The sequence below is a fragment of the Rhizobium leguminosarum bv. trifolii WSM2297 genome (genome assembly GCF_000271845.1).
Window position 1 is genome coordinate 2,766,208 of the sequence record NZ_JH719395.1, and the last position, 20,231, is coordinate 2,786,438.

The following is a 20,231-nucleotide window of genomic DNA, read 5'->3' on the forward strand; positions in this document are numbered from 1 at the left end:
TCGACAAAACCAACGCTCCAAACTCTCGCTCGAAGCACAAACCAGCATTCGCTAATCCGCTTGGGTTTCTTCAGAACGAAAGACTTCGTCGCCAGCAGCGCCGCCGCCCTCGTTCAGTGAGTGGGCTTATAGAACTAACCCCTTTTCCAAGTCAACACACCAAACAAAAGTTTTTTGACAATTTTGTAACAGGTTGATTCGGCTGGCGTTTTTGTCGGTCGCTCTTATCCACAGGGCACCCTTTCGGAACGGATTCCTGAAAATTCCTTTATCAACTGGTCAAAAATCCCTCGGAAAGCCGCTCTCAGGCGCGGAAAGATAACGAGAAAACAGCGGCTTGAGCGGATTTATGGTTAACAGAGGATTAAACTGCTTCCCGCCGCCAGCTTTAAATTTCCGTCACAAATCAACGGCTGACATTTCGGAACCTATTTCCGTCTTAGGTGTTTTCTTTCCCATTGAAGGAAGGAGACCGATATGGCTGCCAACACCGATGATATCAGAGCTTCTGTCAGCAAGGACATCGCTGCGCTCCAGCAGGAAGTATCCCGCCTGCAGAAGATGATTTCCGCCCAGGGCGCCGAGGCCTATTACGAAGTGCGCGGCCGCGCCGGCAAGGCTTATGATGAGGCTCTGCCCCGCGCGAAGAATGCCGTCGCCCAGATCAAGGCCGAAGGGGCCGCTGCAGCTGGTGCAGCCCGCGAACATCCGACCGCAGCAACCACTGCGCTGGTGCTTGCGGGGGCCATTGGATTCCTGGCCGGATATCTGCTTTCCAGCAGCTCGCAGCCGCAGCCTCGCCATTTGTGGCGCTAAAGCCCTCGCATCCGCCAAAAAGCATACTTTTACGCACCCGCCGATCCGTTTTTCGGCAGGGTGCGTAAATGCTTATGTCTCAGAAAAACCAATTTTTAATGCGAGTGATGGGAACATAAAAAACGAAAGGGAGGACACCATGGAAAATAAGAGGGCCAATTGCATCATTGAAGTCAGCGTCGATGGCGTCAATGGCCGTTACGCGGTCGGCATCATGAACATGCGCCAGGCACTCGACCTGCCCGAAATGCCAAGCCTTTCGTATACCCATCCGGACCCGGTCAAGGCCGCCGCCGGCGTCGTCGTCAGCCGCAAGGAGCTGGCCGGTTTCATGGTCTGCCGCTGAGGCGGCGGGTCTCAGTCATGCCCTGACGGCGCTTTGCCCCAAAGCGCTGAAGCTCTCTTGTGGCACTTGTTATTCCCCTTAGTTTTGCAGGCTTGCTGGCATCCTTGCGCTGTTCATGCCAAGAGAAGGCATCGAAGCAGGACAAGGACGGCAGATGAGGGAGCGGCGCCCACCGCAGAAGACGCGCGAGCGGATAAAGCCGGCCGCTGGCGCCGCCGCCAAGCGGGTCACCCTCCCCCGCGCCCTATCCAAGCTCGGTTATTGCTCCCGCACGCAGGCCGAACGGCTGATTGCCGAAAGCCGCGTCGCCGTTGACGGCCGCACCGTCACGGATATTTCCGCATGGGTGGACCTTGCAACGGCGAGCATCAGCGTCGATGGCTTGGTTATCGCCGCTGAGGCGAAAATCTACCTGATGCTCAATAAGCCTCGCGGGCTTGTCACCACCCGCCATGATCCCGAAGGCCGGCCGACGGTCTATGATTGCCTCAGGGATTTCGACATTCCGCATCTCTCCCCCGTTGGCCGGCTCGACAAGGCAAGCGAAGGCCTGCTGCTTTTCACCAACGACACCGAATTTGCCCAGATCCTGCTCGATCCGGTCACCCATGTGACGAAGACCTATCATGTCCAGATCGACCAGATCATGGACGACGAGGCGATTGCCGCCATGACATCCGGCATTCGCCATGACGGCGAGCTGTTGACGGCAACCGCCGCGCGGCGCCTGCGCCACGGCGACAGGAACTCCTGGATCGAGGTCGAACTCGACGAGGGCCGCAACCGCCAGATCCGCCGCATGCTGGAGGCGCTCGGAACCGAATGCCTGCGTCTCGTGCGCGTTGCGATCGGCGGGCTCGAACTCGGTGAACTGCCGAAAGGCGCGGTGCGCGCGCTGACAGAGGCGGAATTGCAGTCGCTGCGGCGGAAAACCGGCATCGAAAAGGCAAGACGCAATTGAGTGATGTGACAGAGATGGCGCCGCACGATTTCTGGCAGGAGATTCATCCGCCCGGCACCTTTGCCGTCGACGGCGAATTCGCCTCCTTCCATGTCGCCGTGCTGGAAGACGGCCGCCAGCTTCGCCTGCCGATCCGCGTGCTTGCGGACGGCCAACATGCCCTCGCCTCGCTGATCGTCAACCAGGCGAGCTTCGCTGTGCTCGATACGCTCGCCGAACGCCTCGCCGAAACGATCAGGCCCATGTCCATCGATGTCGTCGCCGGTCTGCCGACACTCGGCCTGACGCTTGCCGCCGCCGTGGCGCAGAAGCTCGGTCACAACAGGTACGTTCCGCTCGGCACCTCACGCAAGTTCTGGTATCGCGACGAACTCTCCGTGGCCCTGTCCTCGATCACCACACCGACCCAACAGAAACGCCTCTATATCGATCCGCGCATGCTGCCGCTGCTTGAGGGACGGCGCGTCGCCCTCATCGACGACGTCATTTCCAGCGGCTCTTCGATCGTTGCCGGGCTCGCTCTGCTGGCGGGCTCAGGCATCGAACCCGTCGTCATCGGTGCCGCTATGCTGCAATCGGACCGATGGCGCGAAAGGCTGGAAGCCGCCGGGCCGCAGTGGATTGCCCGCACCGTCGGCGTTTTCGCCACGCCCATTCTGGAGCGGACCGCAGCCGGCCGGTGGCGGGCTCCGCCGGCCTGACGCGAGATAGGCGAAATGTCCAATCTTTGCCTGAAGGCGCCTCTGTACAGCGCATGAAGAACGATTACAGTCCGCCTCGTCGATGAAACACCGGATCTGCCCATGTCGTTCGAGCAAGCATCCCTGCTGATCCTTCTGCTGGCGATGCTCGTTCTCTTCTCACTCGATCGCTTCCGCATCGAGGTGGTCTCGATCGCCGGCCTGCTTGCCGGTTATGCGCTCGGCCTTTATCCGGCCGACCAGATCTTCTCCGGCTTCGCCAGTCCTGTCGTCGTCACCGTCGTCGAGGTCCTGCTGATTGTCCAGGTGCTGGCGCGCGCCAGGCTCTTCGACAGTCTCGCCGCCCGTTTCGCCGCAGCAAGTCCCTCGAGTTTCCAGGTCATATCAGGCACGTCTGCGCTTGCCGGCTTTATCTCCATCTTCATGAACAATATTGGTGCCTTTGCGATCACCCTGCCGGTGGCGCTGCGGCTCGGCACGGCTCTGGCGATCCCCCGCCGCCAGTTCGTCATGCCGGTCTCGTTCGCAGCCCTGCTCGGCGGCCTCGTTTCGCTGATCGGCACGCCGGCCAACCTGCTGGTCAGCGATGCGCTCGGCAAGGCGACCGGAGCCGGCTTTCACTTCTTCGATTTCGCCTATGTCGGCCTGCCGGTCGCATTTGCCGGCATTTTCCTCATCACCTTTCGCGTGCAGCGGCTGTTTCCGGAACCTGACGAAGCGCCGGCGACGATCTCCCCGACCACACGCCGCATTGTCGTCGAACGTCGCGTCCCTGAGGTTTCGCCGCTGCTCGGTGTAAGGCTTTCCGATTGTCCGGCGCGCTTCGGCATCAAACCGCACGCACTGATCCGCGGCGACAATTTCGTCTTCGGACCGCTTGATCAGTCGGTGATCCAAGCCGGCGACGTGCTGCTTGCCGAAGGCAGCGATGCGGTCTTTGCCGGGCTCGCCGCCACACAGGCGCTTATGGCCGATGCTCATCCGCACGGCCTGCAACCGGATTTTTACCGTATCGGAAGCGTCGTCATGCCGGAAAGCACGCTGGTCGGTTCTCGGATCCGCTCGCTCGAAATCTTTCACAGTCGCGGCGTCGCGGTCACTGCGCTTTCCATGCGCGCGCCGCGCATCGAGGGCCGCTTCCTCGACCTGCAGCTGTCGATCGGCGATATATTGACGCTGGAGGGGCCGCGCTTGGCGATCGCCGAGGCGCTTGAAGAAAGCGAGTGCCTGCCGCTCGCCTCGGCTGCTTCGACCGAACCAGCCTCGCACTCCTGGCGGCCTCTGGCGCTGTTTGCCTGCGGCATCACCGCGTCTGCGGCCGGGTTGCGTCCCGACGTCGCCTTTGCCGGCGTCGTACTCGTACTCGCTTTGCTCAATCATCTGAATATCCGCCAGGCGATGGCCGATCTCAACTGGCCGATCATTATCATGCTGGCGGCGATGATCCCGATCGGTCAGGCGGCGGCAACCACCGGAGCGGCCGAAACCATCGCCTCCTGGCTGAGCCTCGTCGTGCCAATCGCCCATCCACTCATCGGCGTCGCCCTCATCCTCTTCCTCGCCATGGCGCTGACGCCCTTCGTCAACAACGCGACGGTCGCCATCGTCCTGACCCCGGTCGCCCTGGAATTTGCAAGAGACGGCCAGCATGCGCCGCACGCCTATCTGATCGCGGTCGCCGCTGGCGCCTCGCTCGATTTCCTGACACCCTTCGGCCATCATAACAACACGCTGGCCATGGGCATCGGCGGCTACCGCTTCAGCGACTTCCTGCGCGCCGGCTGGCCGCTTGCCGTTACAAGTTACGGCCTCGCCCTGTTTCTCCTGGCTCTGTTCTGGCTGTGATGCGATAGTTGGGGCCACCTTGACTTCCCGGCAATGAAACGACAGGAAGCCTTCACCCAACCACAAGGACAGTCGAGCGCCGTGCGAATCCTCTCCGAAGCCCATTTCCCGGAACTGCCGAACTATTATCGCGGCAAGGTGCGCGAGAATTACGATCTTCCGGACGGACGCCGGATTATCATCAGCACCGACCGGCTGAGCGCTTTCGACCGCATCCTCACCTGCATTCCCTACAAGGGCCAGGTGCTGACGCAGACGGCGCGCTACTGGTTCGAGGCGACGAAGGACATCTGCCCCAACCACGTTCTCGATTATCCGGATGCGAATGTCGTCATCGGCAAACGGCTCGACATCCTCCCGGTCGAAATCGTCGTGCGCGGTTATCTCGCCGGCACCACCGGGACCTCGATCCTGACACTCTACAAGAAGGGTGAGCGCGAGATGTACGGCATGCGCCTGCCGGACGGCATGCGCGACAACCAGGTCCTGCCCGAGCCCGTCATCACCCCGACCAGCAAGGAATTCGACGGTGGCCATGACGAGCCGCTGACCCCTGACGAAATCGTCACCCGCGGCCTTCTGACCAAGGAGCAATGGGAGACCTTGTCGGGATATGCGCTCGCCCTCTTTGCCCGCGGCCAGGAGATGGCGGCCGAACGCCGCCTCATCCTCGTCGACACCAAATATGAATTCGGCACCGACGGCGAGGGTAACATCATCCTTGCCGACGAGATCCACACGCCCGACAGCAGCCGCTACTGGCTTGCCGAAAGCTATCCGGCAAGCTTTGCTGCCGGAACACGCCCGGAAAGTTTCGACAAGGACTTCGTCCGCGCCTGGGTGGCGGAGCGCTGCGATCCCTATAAGGACGAAATTCCAGAAATCCCCGCCGAACTGATCGAGCAGACCTCTGCCGTCTACATCAGGGCCTACGAGGCGATCACTGGCGCGCGCTTTGTTCGCGACGACAGCGGTGAGACGCCGCTTGCCCGTGTCCGAAACAATCTCGCCGCCTATTTCCCCTGAAAAAACCAGGGGCAAGGCCAACAGGCCAAGCATCGGCTTGCGGCTTTTCGCCCAATCGCGCTAGCATCGGCAAAAAGGGTACCGGGCTCGGCCCCGGCGGGGGACGGATGGCAAAAAGGCCGAGACGCAAGGCCGAGGAAACGCGCGAGGACATTCTCTCCATGGCGGAGGTGCTGTTTCGCGAGCGCGGCTATGTCGCGGTGTCGATCGCCGATATCGCCGGTGTACTGCATATGTCGCCCGCCAATGTCTTCAAGCATTTCCATTCCAAGGTCGCGCTGGTCGATGCGATCGCCGGGCGCCATCTCGACAATGCCACCGAGCGTTTCGCCGCCTTCGAGCAGGACCTGCCGGCGAAGGAGCAATTGTTGCGCTTCGTCCTTCGCCTGCTGGAAGGCCATCTGCAGGACATCCAGAAGAACCCTTACATCTTCGAAATGGTGCTTTCGACGATCGAGGCCAAACTCGAGGCCGGCAACCGCTATCGCGCTCGCATAGAACAGAAGCTCGGCGAGATTATCCGCGAGGGCATAATGGAGGGACGTTATCATTGCCGCGATCCCGAGAGCGCGGCGCGCACCATCGCAGACGTGCTGGCCTGCGTTTTGCACCCGATCCTCATTGCCCGCGACGACAAGGAAACGCTCGTCCACCGTGCCGAGGACATTGTCGGCTTCGTCGATGCCGCACTGCAAAATAAACGCTTGCTAAGTGACGATTGCTGACATACGTCACTTCGTAAAGCTTTTGTTAAATTCGGACAGTGGCATTTGAAGCCAATCCAATCCTGACGCTTATATAAGCCTGCGCTCGGCTGAGCCGAGCCCGTGGATCGAACGGCAATTGCCACCGCACAGGGAATTCAGAATGATTCGGCGCGCCCTCCTCATCTCCTCGGCCCTGGCGTTCGGCACGTTGCTCGCAGCTTGCAGCGACAATGCCAGCAAGCCCGCCGGCAATGCAGGCGCAGGTGCCGCACAGCAGGCCTCGCCGGTCGGCACGGTCACGATGACGAAGGCCTCATTCCCGATCACGACGATCCTTCCCGGGCGCGCCGAGACCTTCCAGACGGCCGATATCCGCCCGCAGGTGAGCGGCCTCATCCGCGAGATCGCCTTTAAGGAAGGTGGCGAGATCAAGAAGGGCGACCTTCTCTACCAGATCGAGGATGCCCCCTATATCGCCGCCGTCGAGCAGGCCAAGGCGGCAATCTCCAAGGCGCAGGCCAGTGTGCCGAGCGCCGAAAGTAATCTCGACCGCTACCAGCGCCTCGTCGGCAGCGGCGCCACCCAGATCGAATTCGAAACGGCCAAGACGACGCTGCTTCAGGCCAAGGCCGAAGTCGAATCGGCAAAGGCAGCACTGTCCGCCGCACAGATCGATCTCGACCACACCAAGATCATCGCGCCCTTCGACGGTGTCATCGACCAGACGGCCTATAATGTCGGCAATGTCGTCTCCGCCAACCAGACGACGGCGCTGACGACGATCCGCCAGCTCGATCCGATCTATATCTCGCTGACGGAATCGAGCACCAACCTCCTGAAGCTGCGCGATGCGATGGCCGCCGGCGATATCAAGGGCGCAGACACCGTCGATTTTCACCTGATCCTCGAAGACGGCAAGGAATATAACCAGCAGGGCAAGCTCGACATGTCGAAGCAGGTGGTCAGCGAGACCACAGGCACCTTCATCATCCGCGTGCTCTTTCCCAATCCCGACCGCATCGTGCTGCCCGGCATGTATGTCCGGGCAACCGTCGAGCTCGGCGCCGAGGCCGGTTATGCACTGCCGCAGCTGGCGACGAGCCGTGACGCCAACGGCCGGCTGACGGCACAGTTCGTGTCCGCCGACGGCAAGGTCGAAACCCGCGCCTTCGAGTACAGCTCGCCCTCCAACAATTCCTGGCTGGTGACCGAAGGCATCAAGGACGGCGATCAGCTGATCGTTAGCGGCCTGCAGTCGATCACGGCGGGCATGCCGGTGAAACCCGTCCCGATGAAGATCAACGACAACGGCGTGGTCGTGGCTGCCGAGCAGCCAGCGGCCGGTGACGCTGAGAAGCCCGCAGCGAAGTAATCGCTTCGAGCCCGCATCGTCACCGTCTCAGCCGCACAGGAACAACCGATGGCCAAGTTTTTCATCCGACGTCCGATTTTCGCCTGGGTCATTGCGATCACCATCATGCTCGCCGGCCTGCTGGCGATCTTCACGCTGTCGATCTCACAATATCCCGACATCGCCCCGACGACGGTCCGCATCAATGCGACCTATCGCGGCGCCAGCGCCGAGACCGTCGAGAAATCGGTGACGACGATCATCGAGGACGGCATGACCGGCCTCGACGACCTGACCTACATGACCTCGACCTCGTCGACCGGTTCGGCCAGCATCCAGCTCACCTTCGGAACGAGCGCCGACCCCGACATCGCGCAGGTGCAGGTGCAGAACAAGTTGCAGCTGGTTCAGTCGCAGCTCCCAGGCGACGTCATCGATGCCGGCATCAGCGTCACCCGCTCGACCTCAAGCATTCTTCTCGTCGGCTCGCTCGTGTCGACCGACGGTAAGCGCAACTCGGTCGACCTCGGCAACATCATGTCGACCTCGATCGAGGATCAGATCCAGCGCCTGGAAGGCGTCGGCAGCATCAACGTCTTCGGTTCGGGTTACGCCATGCGGGTCTGGCTCGATCCGTTCAAGCTGCTGAAATACCAGTTGACGCCGAGCGACGTCACCTCAGCCATCCAGGCGCAGAACACCCAGGTCTCCGTCGGTTCGCTCGGCGCCCAGCCGACGATCCCCGGCCAGCAGATCAACGTCACCATCACCGCCCAAAGCCAGCTAACTACCGTCGCCGACTTCGAGCATATCATCCTGAAGGTCGAAAAGGACGGCGCCACGGTGCGCTTGAGCGACGTTTCGCGTATCGAGATCGGTCAGGAAAGTTACGGCGGCAGTTCGCGGTATAATGGCCAGCCGTCGACCGGTTTTGCCGTCAACCTGGCGATCGGCGCCAACGCCATCGATACCGCCGCCCGTGTGCGCTCCGCCCTCGACGTCATCGGCCGCGGCCTGCCGGCCGGCGTCGAGATTACCTATCCCTACGACACGACGCCCTTCGTGGAACTATCGATCGAGAAGGTCGTGCATACGCTGATCGAAGCGATCGTGCTCGTCTTTGTCGTGCTGCTCGTCTTCCTGCAGAATCTGCGGGCAACGCTCATCCCGACCATTGCCGTTCCCGTGGTGCTGCTCGGCACCTTCGGGGTGCTGGCGGTCACCGGCTACTCGATCAATACGTTGACGATGTTTGCCATGGTGCTGGCGATCGGCCTTCTCGTCGACGACGCCATTGTCGTCGTCGAAAACGTCGAACGCATCATGTCTGAGGAGAAGCTTTCGCCACTTGAGGCGACGGAAAAATCGATGGGCGAGATCACCGGCGCCATTGTCGGCATCGCGCTCGTTCTCACCGCCGTCTTTATTCCGATGGCCTTCTTCGGCGGTTCGACCGGGATCATCTATCGCCAATTCTCGATCACCATCGTCTCGGCCATGCTGCTGTCGGCGCTCGTCGCCCTGGTGCTGACGCCCGCGCTTTGCGCCACGATGCTGAAGCCGGTCGGCGAACACAGGAAACACCGCGTCGGCGACTGGTTCAACCGCAATTTCACGCGTTCGACCAACGGTTATATCAGCGCCATCGGTTATCTCCTGAAGCGGCCGATCCGCGTCATGCTGGTCTTTCTGCTGGTCGGCGCTGGCTGCGCCTACCTTTTCACCCGCCTGCCGAGTTCCTTCCTGCCGCAGGAAGACCAAGGCGTGCTGCTAACCATCGTCACCACGCCGCCGGGTTCGACCACGCAGCAGACCCAGGCTGTCGTCGAGAAGGTCGAGAAATACTATCGGGAAAACGAGAAGGATGCCGTCGAATCCGTCTTCGGCGCGCTCGGTTTCGGCTTCAGCGGCTCCGGCCAGAACAGCGCCATCGTCTTCACCAAGCTCAAGGATTTCTCGAAGCGCACCGATCCTAACCTCAGCGCCCAGTCGGTCGTCAATCGTGCGCTGCGCAGCTTCTTTGCGATGCGCGAGGCGCAGGTCTTCGCGCTTCTGCCGCCGGCGATCCAGGGACTCGGCGTATCGAGCGGCTTCTCGATGTATCTCGTCGATACCGGCGGCCACGGCAATGACGCGCTGACGGCCGCCTCCAAGCGGCTGATCCAGATGGGCAACACGTCGGGCAAGATCGTGGCGCTGCGCAGCAGCAACAAGGAAGTCGAGCCGCAGATGCGCATCGTGCTCGATCAGGAAAAGATCGGCGCCATGGGCGTCGACATCGCCTCGGTAAATTCGATGCTGTCGATCATCTTTACCGGCCGCGACGTCAACGACTTCACCCTGAACGGCGAGATCAAACCGGTCTACGTCGAGGGCGATGCGCCGTTCCGCATGCAGCCTGATGATCTCGACCACTGGTACGCCCGCAACAATGACGGCGAAATGGTGCCCTTCTCCGCCTTTACCAAGACGGAATGGGTAAAGGGTGCGCCGTCGCTTGCCCGCTTCAACGCCGTCAGCGCCATTCCGCTCGACGGAGCGTCCGCCCCCGGGGTTTCCTCCGGCGACGCGATGAACGAAATGGAAGCGCTGACCGAACAGCTCGGCGGCGGTTATACGGTCGCCTGGCAGGGCATCTCCTATCAGGAGCGCCTTTCCGGTTCGCAGGCGCCGATGCTCTATGCGATCTCCGTTCTCGTCGTCTTCCTCTGCCTGGCGGCACTTTACGAAAGCTGGTCGATCCCTTTCTCGGTGATCATGGCGGTGCCTGTTGGCATTCTCGGAGCGCTGACGGCCGCCACTCTCTTCGGCCAGGCGAACGACGTCTATTTCAAGGTCGGCTTGCTCACCACCATCGGGTTGGCGGCGAAGAACGCGATCCTGATCGTCGAATTCGCCAAGGATCGTATGGAAAGCGGCATGGGCCTCTACGAAGCCACACTGGAAGCCGCGAGGTTGCGGCTGCGGCCGATCATCATGACCTCGCTTGCCTTCATTCTCGGCGTCGTGCCGCTGGCGATCGCCACAGGCGCGGGCTCGGCGGCGCAGAACGCCATCGGCATCGGCGTTCTCGGCGGCATGCTGGCGGCGACAATGCTCGGAATCTTCTTCGTTCCGTCGTTCTTCGTCGTCATTCGACGCATCTTTGCCACACGCGGCAAAAATGCGGCAGGACTGTGATAAAAATGCACTGTGATAATGCTGTTCTCGTTGCTACATTGCGCCCGACTGCTTCGGTGTGTGTGTTTTTGGTAGAACGAGGCGCGGCCGCGTTAGTGAAGCATGAAGCTTCGGACAAGAATTGACTTGCTCGAGTACAGGATGAAATGAATGGTATCTCTTCGTTTTGCCACCCCGGCATTATTGTTATTGTTGTCGGGCTGCGTTGTTGGCCCGGATCATGTTCCTCCTGAAATGCCGCTGCCCGCCAAATTCGGAGAGGGTGGGACGAAAAGCGATGGTGACGTTGCGACCGCAGCCTGGTGGACATCCTTCAACGATTCCAGACTGAACGGCTACGTCAATGCGGGCCTTGAGCAGAACCTGACAGTCCAGCAGGCGATCGAACGCATCAATGCGGCCTCCGCCGCCGTCACCACCGCCGGTGCCGGCGCCCTGCCGAACCTGACCGTCGGCGGCTCGCACACGGTTAGCGGCCAGAGAGGTGAGCTGCGCACGCAGTTCGACACGCGCAATACCAGCGCCGGCGACGTCCAGTTGAGCTGGCTGCTCGATCTCTTCGGCCTCTACAAGCGCAGCACCGAAAGCGCTCTCGCTTCGCTCGATTCCGCTTACTCATCGGCCGATGTTGCCAGGCTGACGCTGGTACAGGACCTCGTCTCGAGCTATATCGACGTTCGCTACTACCAGCAGCGCCTGGCGCTTTCGAAGGCCAACCTGAAGTCCCGCCAGGAAACCTACGAACTGACCAAGTTCCAGCTCGAAGCTGGTGCCGCCTCGCGTCTCGACGTTGTTCAGGCCGAAGGCCTGGTGCAGTCGACGCTTGCCGAAATTCCCGGCCTCGAAACCAACATCCGCATATCAGCCCATCACATCGCGACGCTGCTAGGCCTGCCGGCCTCGGCCCTCGTCGACGAACTGCTGAAGGGCTACGGTCAGCCGGTATTCCGCGGCGGCATCAACTCCGGCATCCCGGCGGACCTGATTCGCAACCGTCCCGACATTCGTGTGGCGGAACGTGATCTCGCTGCCGCGACCGCCAATATCGGTGTCGCCCAGGCGCAGCTCTATCCGAGCATCTCGCTCAGCGGCTCGATCTCACCGACCTACATCAACCAGCGTGGTATCCATGGCGGCCTGACGCCTTGGTCCTTCGGCCCGACCCTCAACCTGCCGATCTTCGACGGCGGCCGACTGCGCGCCAACGTCAAGTCGGCGCAGTCCGATGCCGCCACGGCCTACCTCAACTGGAAGTCGACGGTACTGACCGCGGTCGAACAGGTCGAAAACGCGCTCGCTGCTGTCCGGCGCGACGCCCGCACGGTCGCCGCACTTCAGGCCCAGGTAAAGACCACCCAGGAAACGCTCGAACTTTCCACAGCATCCTACAAGGACGGCGCCTCTTCGCTGCTCGACGTTCTCGACGCGCAGCGCCAGGTTTCGCTCGCCCAGGCAAGCCTTGCCCAGTCCGTCCAGCAGATGGCCAAGGACTACGTGTCGCTGAATATCGCAGTCGGCGGCGGCTATGCACCCGGCGGCAAGACCACCGCATCGGTGAAGCCGGTACCGACGGCGAAGCCGGCCAAGAGCTGATTGGCGGTCTGCCTGTTGGAAAATCAAAACCCCGCGATCGCCTCGCGGGGTTTTTTCATGCCTGACGAATTCGCTTCGCGGATAATTGCACATAAGATGAGTTTGGATTCGACAAGCAAAAAAAGCTGAGGTAAAGCTCTGATTAAACGATTAACCAGAACGCTTTAGATCATGGCTCAATCGCGCCCGGGACCAAACCTCAGCAGGATCGCGACGTCGCTCGGCGTCTCTGTCGCCACCGTCTCCAATGCGCTGTCCGGCAAGGGCCGGGTCTCCGGCCAGTTGATCGAAAGAATCCGCGAGCATGCAGCCGAACTCGGTTATATCCCGAGCCAGGCCGGCCGGGCGCTGCGCACCGGACGCAGCGGCGTTCTCGGCCTGGTACTGCCCGATATCGCCAATCCGCTGTTCCCGAAGATCGCCCAGGCGATCGAATTCGCTGCCTCCGCCGCCGGTTACGGCGTGCTGATTGCCGATTCCCGCGGTGATGCCGCCGCCCAGACCGAGGCGATCAACCGGCTCGCCGAGCGCAGCGTCGACGGCATGATCATCATTCCCCGACGCGCCACCCGTATTTCTGCCGCCGCCTGTCCGGTCGCCGTCATCGACACCGCCTCGACGCCAGGCAACACGGTCGCCGCCGACCATAGGCAAGGCGGCCGCGAAATCGGCGACCATCTCGCCGGCCTTGGCCATCGCCGCATCCTCATCATCGGCAACAATCAGGAATCCAACGTCCAGAACGATCGTGCCGGCGGTATCCGCTCCGGCATGCGCCCGGGCATGCAGGCGGAAACGCTGTGGATCGACAGGCTGGAGCAGGATGGCGGCATCGGCTGCCCGCTCGGTCTCGCCGAAAAGGTCGGACAAGGTTTCACCGCCTTCGCGGCGCTCTCCGACCTCCAGGCCCTGCGGGCGCTGACGGAATTGCAGCAGGCTGGCATCAACATTCCCGCCGATGTCAGCGTCACCGGCTTCGACGACCTCATCTGGTCGCCCGTCGTGACGCCGTCGCTGACGACGGTCCGGATGGACATGGACAGGATTGCCGAGATTGCCGTGTCGGCGCTGGCGGATGCGATAAAAACAAGCGGCACCCGGGGTGGCATGCTCGTCACCGCGGAGATCGACCGCGTCGCCATGCAATTGATCGTCCGCCAATCATCCGGGCCTTGCGGACCCGGCACCAAAAACCTCAGAGATGGAGAACAGGTAAGATGAAAAAAGCTCTCATTGCGTCGGTGGCGCTCTCCGCGCTGACACCGCTTGCCGCAGCAGCGGCCGAACGGACGCTGACCATTTCCGTCTATGCCTTTGCCCAGGACGATTTCAAGACGCTGGTTTACGATCCGTTCGAAGCCAAATGCGGCTGCAAGCTCGTCGTCGAAACCGGCAACAGTGTCGAACGCCTGGCCAAGATGGAGGCCAACAAGGCCAATCCCGTCGTCGATCTCGCCGCCGTTTCGATGGCCGATGCGCTGGCAGCCTCCCGCGCCGGGCTGATCGACAACCTCGATACTACGAAACTCGAGAACTTCGCCAAACTCTACGACGTCGCCAAGGATCCGAACGGCGACGGCATGAGCGTTGGTTATACCTTCTATGCCACCTCCATCGCCTATCGCTCCGACAAGATGAAGATCGACTCCTGGGCCGATCTCCTGAAGCCGGAATATGTCGGCCACGTCGCCTTTCCGAACGTGACCACCAATCAGGGGCCGCCGGCGCTCTTTATGCTGGGCCAGGCGCTCGGCAAGGATACGCCCGATCTGAAGGGACCGATCGAGGCGCTGGGCGAAAAGAAGGACGAGATCGTCACCTTCTACGAAAAATCCTCGCAGCTCGTGCAGCTGATGCAGCAGGAAGAGATCTGGGCAGCGCCGATCGGCCGTTTCTCCTGGGCAGGCTTCACCAAACTCGACGTCCCCGTCGCCTGGGCGACGCCAAAGGAGGGCCAGACCGGCGGCATGAATGTACTGGTGCTGACCAAGGGTTCAAAGAACCAGGATCTCGCCTTGCAGTTCATGGATTTCTGGCTCTCGACCGATATTCAGACCAAGCTTGCCGAGAAGCTCGTCGACAGCCCCGCAAACAGCGAGGTCAAGCTTTCCGAGGCTGCGGCCAACAACCTCACCTATGGCGAGGCGACGGCCAAGAGCCTCAAGCTGATCCCATCAGCCGTCGCCCTCGACAATCGCGCCGGCTGGCTGAAGACATGGAACGAAAAAGTCGGCCAGTAGCGCATCTGTGAGAACCGGTTCCGGCGCCTCTGCCGGGACTATCCTCTGTCAGCTCGAAAGGCGCCTCATGTTCCAGAACCGCGCAGAAGCACTGGCGCTTGCCCTGCCGGCAGCCATCTTTGCGACCGTCGTCTTTCTGCTGCCCGTCGCGATCCTGCTGTCGGAAGGCTTCCACGCCGGCGGCGGCTGGACGCTATCGGCCTATGCCGATTTCTTCTCCGAAACGCTGAACCGCACAGTTTTTCTGCGAACCTTCCGGCTCGGCATCGAAGTCACCGCCGTCTCGGCAGTCATCGGTTACGCCGCAGCCTTTGCCATCGTCAACCTGCCGCCGAAGGGCAAGGGCCGCATGATCGGCCTCGTCACCCTGCCACTGATGATCTCGCCGGTGGCGCGCACTTATGCCTGGATCGTCATCCTCGGCCGCACCGGCATCGTCAACCAGGCGATAACGGGCCTCGGCCTCAGCGCCGAGCCGCTGCGGATGCTGTTCACCGAGACCGCGGTCTTCATCGGCCTGCTGCAGCTTTTTCTGCCGCTGATGATCCTGTCGCTGATCAGTGCGCTCGAAAACATGCCTAGGGATGCGATTCCGGCTGCCCGCGTTCTTGGCGCCAACTGGTTCCAGGTCTTCTGGAAGGTCATCCTGCCGCTGACCAGGGAAGGCCTCGTCGTCGGCGGCACGCTTGTCTTCACCGGTTCGCTGACCGCCTATATCACCCCTGCCGTGCTTGGCGGTTCCAAGGTGCTGATGCTCGAAACGCTGCTGTATCAGCAGGTTTCCGTCGCCAATAATTTTGTCTCGGCCAGCGTCATCGCCTTCATCCTGATCATCATGAGCTTTGCCGCCAACATCCTGCTGAAACGCCTTGCGACGGCGAGGAATCGCCGATGACCCTGCGGCTGTTTTCACCCATTGTGCTCTTGCTGCTTCTGGTCTTCCTGATCGGCCCGTTCCTGATCATCATCGCCGCTTCGTTATCATCGGGCGATACGCTGGCCTTCCCGCCGCAGGGACTGTCGCTGCGCTGGGTCGTGAAGGTCTTCACCATCGAAAGCTTCCGCGACAGCTTCGCCATGTCGATGTTCCTCGCCGTCTTCGGAACATTCGCAGCCCTCGTTCTCGGCATCCCGGCCGCCTATGCCTTGTCGCGCTACCGGCTGCCCGCGGCCGAAACCGTCCGCACCATCGTCTCGCTGCCAATCATCGTTCCCGGCATCATCGTCGGCCTGGCGCTGCTGCGGTATCTCGTCGTGCCCTTCGGCTTCAACATCACCCTGGCGCTCTTCTTTGCCCATACCGCCCTGGTGCTGCCCTATGCGGTGCGCGTCGTTTCGGCGAGCCTCGACAATTTGCGCTCGGATATCGAGGAGGCGGCCGTCCTCCTCGGCTCCTCCAGGCTCGGCGCATTTTTCCGCGTGGTGATGCCGAATATCCGCGGCGGCATTTTGGCCGCCTTCATCCTCGGCTTCGTCACCAGCTTCAATCAGGTGCCGGTCTCGCTTTTCCTCTCCGGTCCTGGCGTCCGGACGCTGCCGATCGACATGCTGGGCTACATGGAAACCACTTACGACCCTTCCATCGCAGCGCTATCCGCTCTTCTCGCCTTCCTGTCGATCGGCATCGTCTTCCTCGCCGAACGCTTCCTGGGATTCTCGCGTTATGTCTGATGCCTATCTTCAACTCGACAAGCTGACGCTCGCCTATGGCGATACGGTCGCAGTGAGGGATCTCGACCTTGCGATCGGCAAAGGTGAACTCGTCGCCCTTCTCGGTCCCTCCGGCTGCGGCAAGACGACGACGATGCGCGCCATCGCCGGCCTGCTGACGCCCGCCTCCGGCCGCATCAGCCTGGATGGCGCCGATATCACCCGCGTCTCCGCCAACAAACGCGCCATCGGCCTGGTCTTCCAGTCCTACGCGCTCTTCCCGCATCTGACGGTCTATGAGAACGTCGCCTTCGGCCTGCGCCTCAAGGGCATGTCGGGCGCCGATCTCGAAAACCGCGTCGGCGGCGGCCTGAAATCCGTCGGGCTCACCACCTTCGCCGGCCGCAAACCCGCTGAGCTCTCCGGCGGTCAGCAGCAGCGCGTGGCGCTTGCCCGCTCGATGGTGATGGAGCCGAAACTGCTGCTGCTCGACGAGCCGCTCTCCAATCTCGATGCCCGCCTTCGCCTCGAGATGCGGGCCGAGTTGCAGCGTGTCCAGAAGGAGACCGGCGTCACCATGATCTTCGTTACCCACGACCAGGTCGAGGCCCTGGCGCTCGCCGACCGCATCGTCGTCATGCTGAATGGCGGCATCGAGCAGATCGGCACGCCTGAGGAGATTTACAACAATCCCGCCTCCGCCTTCGTCGCCGATTTCGTCGGCTTCGAGAATGTCTTTGCGCTGATAGATAATAAGCTTGCGACGCCGAACGGCCCGGTAGCACTTTCCGGCCCGGCCCCGGAAGCCACGGCAGGCCTCGCCTGGCGCCCGCGCATGGTCAACCTCGGCTCTGGCCCGTTCCAAGGCACGGTGCGCGGCACGTCTTTCGCCGGCAGCACCCGCGAATATCTGCTCGATACGCCGCTTGGCCCCATCAAGGCCGAAATCGACGCAGGCCTGCCGTCCCACGAGATCGGCAGCGCGCTTGCCTTCGACCTGCCGGTTGCCGGCGCGGCAAACCTCAAACGGTTCGGGTGAAATCATGGGCGTCTGGATCGATACGGACATGGGCTTCGACGACATCGCCGCCATTCTGGTGGTGGCACAGTCGGAATTCGAAATCGACGGCGTGTCGCTGGTCTTCGGCAATGCACCGCTGCCGCAGGTGAGAAGGAATGCCGCTGGCGCCGCTAGCGCCTTCGGCTGGAACTTCCCCATCCACACCGGCCGCGCCACGCCGGTTCTCGGCAAGCTCGAAACCGCTGAGGCGATCCTCGGCACAACCGGCATCCCGACATCCGGCAAGAGCCTGCCGGAGGCAGCCGCCCTTGCCGAAAGCGACGCCTTCACAGCACTTTGCAGCTGGCTGGAAGGCCAGGGCGAGCACCGCATCCTGGCGCTCGGCCCCCTCACCAATATCGCCGCCGTGGCGCTCGCCCGCCCCGATCTTGCCGCCCGCATCACCGACCTCGTCTGGATGGGCGGCGCCGTGACGTCGGGCAACCACACGGCGTCTGCCGAATTCAATGCGCTCGCCGATCCCGAGGCTCTGTCGATCGTCATCGCCCATGGTCTGCCGCTGCGCATGGTCGATCTCGACCTCTGCCGCAAGGTGCTGGCAAGGCCGGAGGATGCCGAGCCTGTGCGTCATGCCGGCGGCGCCAATGCCGAGCTGATTGCCGATATGTTTTCCGGTTATATAAGCATCGCCACCAGCCGCGGCCGCCCTGGCATGGCGATCTACGACCCCTGCGCTGCCGTCGCTTTCATCGCTCCCGATATCGTCAGCTTCCGCCCGGCGCGCATCGATGTCGAGCTGCAGGGCAGCTTGACCCGCGGCCGCACCGTCGTCGAGACCCGCGCCACGCATGCGACCTTCAATGCGCAATTCGCCACCGATATCGATGCCGAGAGGGCGCGCGTGATCATTCTCGCCGCCCTGGTCAACGAGGCCCGCAAATGAACGCCACCCCTCGCCAGGAACCTTTCGATCTCAACGATCCCGCCTTGCGCGCCCGCGCCGTTGCCGCTGCGCGCGGCGATGCCCCCTTCGACGTGCTGATTACCGGCGGCCGCCTGCTCGACGCGGTGACCGGCCTGATCCGGGACGCTGATATTGGTCTCGTCGGCGCCCTGATCGCCAGCGTCCATGCCCCGGCAAGCCGCACGGATGCGGTCGAGATCATCGATGCCAAGAGCGGCATCCTGACGCCCGGTCTGATCGATACGCACATACATGTCGAAAGTTCGATGGTGACGCCGGCCGAATATGCAAGCGCCGTGCTGCCGCGCGGCGTGACCACCATCGTCTGGGATCCGCATGAATTCGGCAACGTCCATGGCCTCGACGGTGTGCGCTGGGCGATCGAGGCGGCGCGCTCACTGCCGCTGCGTATGATCCTGCTTGCCCCGTCCTGCGTGCCATCGGCACCGGGCCTGGAACGTGCCGGCGCCGATTTCGATGCCGCCATCGTCACCGAGATGCTGCGCTCCTCGGCCGTCGGCGGCGTCGCCGAAGTCATGAATATGCGCGGCGTCATCGACGGCGACCCGCGCATGACTGATATCGTCAATGCCGGTCTTGCCTCCGGTAAACTCGTCTGCGGCCATGCTCGCGGTCTCGAGGGCGCCGATCTCAACGCCTTCATGGCAGCAGGCGTCACCTCCGACCACGAACTCACCTCCGGTGCCGACCTCGCCGCCAAGCTTTCCGCCGGCCTGACGATCGAGCTGCGCGGCTCCCATGACCATCTGCTCAGGGAATTCGTCGAGGTGCTGAATGGTCTCGGCCACCTGCCCCCGACCGTGACCCTCTGCACCGACGATGTCTTTCCCGATGAACTTTATCAAGGCGGCGGGCTCGACGACGTCATCCGCCGTCTGGTGCGCTACGGCATGAAGCCGGAGTGGGCGCTGCGGGCCGCGACCTTCAACGCCGCACAGCGCCTGAAGCGCTCGGATCTCGGCCTCCTCGCCACTGGCCGCCGTGCCGACATCGTGCTCTTCGAGGACTTTACGGAATTCCGAGCGCGGCTGGTCATCTCGGGCGGCCGCATCGCCGCCCGCAACGGCAGCATGCAGGCTGACGTCCGACAGCGCGATACGTCACCGCTTGAAAATTCGGTGAAGCTTCCGCAATTCGGCGAGAATGATTTCCGCATTCCCTCGAGAGGCGAACGCGTCCGCGTCGCCACCATCGATCGCCCGCGCTTCACGCAATGGGGCGAGGCGGAGACGGAGGTCAAAGACGGGTTCGTCATGCCACCGCCCGGTAGCGCCATGATCGCCGTCGCCCACCGCTACGGCGAGGCCGACGGCACCCCGCGTATCGGCTTCCTCACCGGCTGGGGCGAATGGCGCGGCGCCTTCTGCACCACCGTCTCGCATGACAGCCACAACCTCACCGTCTTCGGCGGCAATGCACGCGACATGGCGCTTGCCGCCAACGCCGTCATATCAGCCGGCGGCGGCATGGCGGTCGCCAAAGACGGAAAGATCGAGGCGATCCTGCCGCTGCCGCTCTCCGGCCTAGTGACCGATGCATCGCTGAAGGACACCGCTTCCGCCTTCGCCGACATCCGCAAGGCGATGGGAAAAATCGTCGATTGGAAACCGCCCTATCGAGTCTTCAAGGCCTGCTTCGGCGCGACGCTCGCCTGCAATACCGGCCCGCACCAGACGGACCGGGGGATTGCCGATGTGGTGACGGGAAGCGTGATGGAAAGTCCGGTGCTGGAGGTTTTGTAAGTCGGGACGCACAGACCACAAACGAGAGGGAGTGCCGTGCAGCCCCCTCATCCGCCCTACGGGCACC

At 62.4% G+C, this 20,231-nt stretch carries 17 protein-coding genes and 1 pseudogene; all 18 read left to right on the plus strand.

Translation table 11 applies throughout. The features are described from left to right. A partial coding sequence (locus RLEG4DRAFT_RS41175; protein WP_210161337.1) for a hypothetical protein occupies window positions 1-197 on the plus strand: 197 nt, incomplete at its 5' end. Window positions 198-477: 280 nt separating this feature from the next. After that, window positions 478-816: a hypothetical protein gene (locus tag RLEG4DRAFT_RS28705; protein WP_003582036.1), complete on the plus strand. Its 339-nt coding sequence runs from the start codon at window positions 478-480 to the stop codon at window positions 814-816. 139 nt (window positions 817-955) lie between these two features. After that, a complete protein-coding gene (locus RLEG4DRAFT_RS28710; RefSeq protein ID WP_003582037.1) occupies window positions 956-1,162 on the plus strand; it encodes a hypothetical protein in 207 nt (68 codons plus the stop codon). A 154-nt stretch (window positions 1,163-1,316) separates the two neighbouring features. Beyond that, window positions 1,317-2,123, plus strand: a complete 807-nt coding sequence (locus RLEG4DRAFT_RS28715; RefSeq protein WP_003582038.1) for a pseudouridine synthase — start codon at window positions 1,317-1,319, stop codon at window positions 2,121-2,123. Between the two features lie 14 nt (window positions 2,124-2,137). Then, window positions 2,138-2,824 carry a phosphoribosyltransferase gene (locus RLEG4DRAFT_RS28720; RefSeq protein ID WP_003582039.1) on the plus strand — a complete coding sequence of 229 codons (687 nt, stop codon included), beginning with the start codon at window positions 2,138-2,140 and terminating at the stop codon, window positions 2,822-2,824. A gap of 102 nt (window positions 2,825-2,926) precedes the next feature. Next, entirely contained in the window at window positions 2,927-4,669 is a 1,743-nt protein-coding gene (locus RLEG4DRAFT_RS28725; protein ID WP_003582040.1) for an SLC13 family permease, read from the plus strand. Window positions 4,670-4,750: 81 nt separating this feature from the next. Beyond that, entirely contained in the window at window positions 4,751-5,695 is a 945-nt protein-coding gene (locus RLEG4DRAFT_RS28730) for a phosphoribosylaminoimidazolesuccinocarboxamide synthase (protein WP_003582043.1), read from the plus strand. Window positions 5,696-5,802: 107 nt separating this feature from the next. Next, window positions 5,803-6,420, plus strand: a complete 618-nt coding sequence (locus tag RLEG4DRAFT_RS28735) for a TetR family transcriptional regulator (protein ID WP_003582046.1) — start codon at window positions 5,803-5,805, stop codon at window positions 6,418-6,420. Between the two features lie 142 nt (window positions 6,421-6,562). Continuing rightward, window positions 6,563-7,774 (plus strand): efflux RND transporter periplasmic adaptor subunit, encoded by a 1,212-nt coding sequence (locus tag RLEG4DRAFT_RS28740; RefSeq protein ID WP_003582048.1) that lies wholly within the window; start codon window positions 6,563-6,565, stop codon window positions 7,772-7,774. 48 nt (window positions 7,775-7,822) lie between these two features. After that, window positions 7,823-10,933 (plus strand): efflux RND transporter permease subunit, encoded by a 3,111-nt coding sequence (locus RLEG4DRAFT_RS28745; RefSeq protein ID WP_003582051.1) that lies wholly within the window; start codon window positions 7,823-7,825, stop codon window positions 10,931-10,933. 150 nt (window positions 10,934-11,083) lie between these two features. Further along, on the plus strand, window positions 11,084-12,526 hold the full coding sequence (locus RLEG4DRAFT_RS28750) for an efflux transporter outer membrane subunit (protein ID WP_003582053.1): 1,443 nt from the start codon (window positions 11,084-11,086) through the stop codon (window positions 12,524-12,526). 171 nt (window positions 12,527-12,697) lie between these two features. Continuing rightward, window positions 12,698-13,742 (plus strand): annotated as a pseudogene (locus RLEG4DRAFT_RS28755) (LacI family DNA-binding transcriptional regulator). A 1-nt stretch (window position 13,743) separates the two neighbouring features. Continuing rightward, entirely contained in the window at window positions 13,744-14,766 is a 1,023-nt protein-coding gene (locus tag RLEG4DRAFT_RS28760) for an ABC transporter substrate-binding protein (RefSeq protein WP_003582057.1), read from the plus strand. 67 nt (window positions 14,767-14,833) lie between these two features. Then, window positions 14,834-15,661, plus strand: coding sequence for an ABC transporter permease (locus RLEG4DRAFT_RS28765; protein ID WP_003582060.1), 828 nt, complete (start codon window positions 14,834-14,836; stop codon window positions 15,659-15,661). Further along, window positions 15,658-16,437 (plus strand): ABC transporter permease, encoded by a 780-nt coding sequence (locus tag RLEG4DRAFT_RS28770; protein ID WP_003582062.1) that lies wholly within the window; start codon window positions 15,658-15,660, stop codon window positions 16,435-16,437. The genes RLEG4DRAFT_RS28765 and RLEG4DRAFT_RS28770 overlap by 4 nt, the downstream gene beginning before the upstream one ends. Further along, on the plus strand, window positions 16,430-17,455 hold the full coding sequence (locus tag RLEG4DRAFT_RS28775) for an ABC transporter ATP-binding protein (protein ID WP_003582064.1): 1,026 nt from the start codon (window positions 16,430-16,432) through the stop codon (window positions 17,453-17,455). The genes RLEG4DRAFT_RS28770 and RLEG4DRAFT_RS28775 overlap by 8 nt, the downstream gene beginning before the upstream one ends. Before the next feature lie 4 nt (window positions 17,456-17,459). Continuing rightward, entirely contained in the window at window positions 17,460-18,380 is a 921-nt protein-coding gene (locus RLEG4DRAFT_RS28780) for a nucleoside hydrolase (RefSeq protein ID WP_003582066.1), read from the plus strand. After that, window positions 18,377-20,164: an adenine deaminase gene (locus RLEG4DRAFT_RS28785; protein ID WP_003582067.1), complete on the plus strand. Its 1,788-nt coding sequence runs from the start codon at window positions 18,377-18,379 to the stop codon at window positions 20,162-20,164. Before RLEG4DRAFT_RS28780 ends, RLEG4DRAFT_RS28785 begins: the two co-directional genes overlap by 4 nt. Window positions 20,165-20,231 lie beyond the last annotated feature (67 nt).

Excerpts from the sequence above, each read along its gene's own strand:
- RLEG4DRAFT_RS28780 (WP_003582066.1), top strand. The coding sequence starts at position 17,460 with ATGGGCGTCTGGATCGATACGGACATGGGCTTCGACGACATCGCCGCC.
- RLEG4DRAFT_RS28745 (WP_003582051.1), top strand. The coding sequence starts at position 7,823 with ATGGCCAAGTTTTTCATCCGACGTCCGATTTTCGCCTGGGTCATTGCG.
- RLEG4DRAFT_RS28715 (WP_003582038.1), top strand. The coding sequence starts at position 1,317 with ATGAGGGAGCGGCGCCCACCGCAGAAGACGCGCGAGCGGATAAAGCCG.
- RLEG4DRAFT_RS28735 (WP_003582046.1), top strand. The coding sequence starts at position 5,803 with ATGGCAAAAAGGCCGAGACGCAAGGCCGAGGAAACGCGCGAGGACATT.
- RLEG4DRAFT_RS28725 (WP_003582040.1), top strand. The coding sequence starts at position 2,927 with ATGTCGTTCGAGCAAGCATCCCTGCTGATCCTTCTGCTGGCGATGCTC.
- RLEG4DRAFT_RS28760 (WP_003582057.1), top strand. The coding sequence starts at position 13,744 with ATGAAAAAAGCTCTCATTGCGTCGGTGGCGCTCTCCGCGCTGACACCG.
- RLEG4DRAFT_RS28785 (WP_003582067.1), top strand. The coding sequence starts at position 18,377 with ATGAACGCCACCCCTCGCCAGGAACCTTTCGATCTCAACGATCCCGCC.
- RLEG4DRAFT_RS28750 (WP_003582053.1), top strand. The coding sequence starts at position 11,084 with ATGGTATCTCTTCGTTTTGCCACCCCGGCATTATTGTTATTGTTGTCG.
- RLEG4DRAFT_RS28765 (WP_003582060.1), top strand. The coding sequence starts at position 14,834 with ATGTTCCAGAACCGCGCAGAAGCACTGGCGCTTGCCCTGCCGGCAGCC.
- RLEG4DRAFT_RS28710 (WP_003582037.1), top strand. The coding sequence starts at position 956 with ATGGAAAATAAGAGGGCCAATTGCATCATTGAAGTCAGCGTCGATGGC.
- RLEG4DRAFT_RS28775 (WP_003582064.1), top strand. The coding sequence starts at position 16,430 with ATGTCTGATGCCTATCTTCAACTCGACAAGCTGACGCTCGCCTATGGC.
- RLEG4DRAFT_RS28740 (WP_003582048.1), top strand. The coding sequence starts at position 6,563 with ATGATTCGGCGCGCCCTCCTCATCTCCTCGGCCCTGGCGTTCGGCACG.
- RLEG4DRAFT_RS28705 (WP_003582036.1), top strand. The coding sequence starts at position 478 with ATGGCTGCCAACACCGATGATATCAGAGCTTCTGTCAGCAAGGACATC.
- RLEG4DRAFT_RS28720 (WP_003582039.1), top strand. The coding sequence starts at position 2,138 with ATGGCGCCGCACGATTTCTGGCAGGAGATTCATCCGCCCGGCACCTTT.
- RLEG4DRAFT_RS28770 (WP_003582062.1), top strand. The coding sequence starts at position 15,658 with ATGACCCTGCGGCTGTTTTCACCCATTGTGCTCTTGCTGCTTCTGGTC.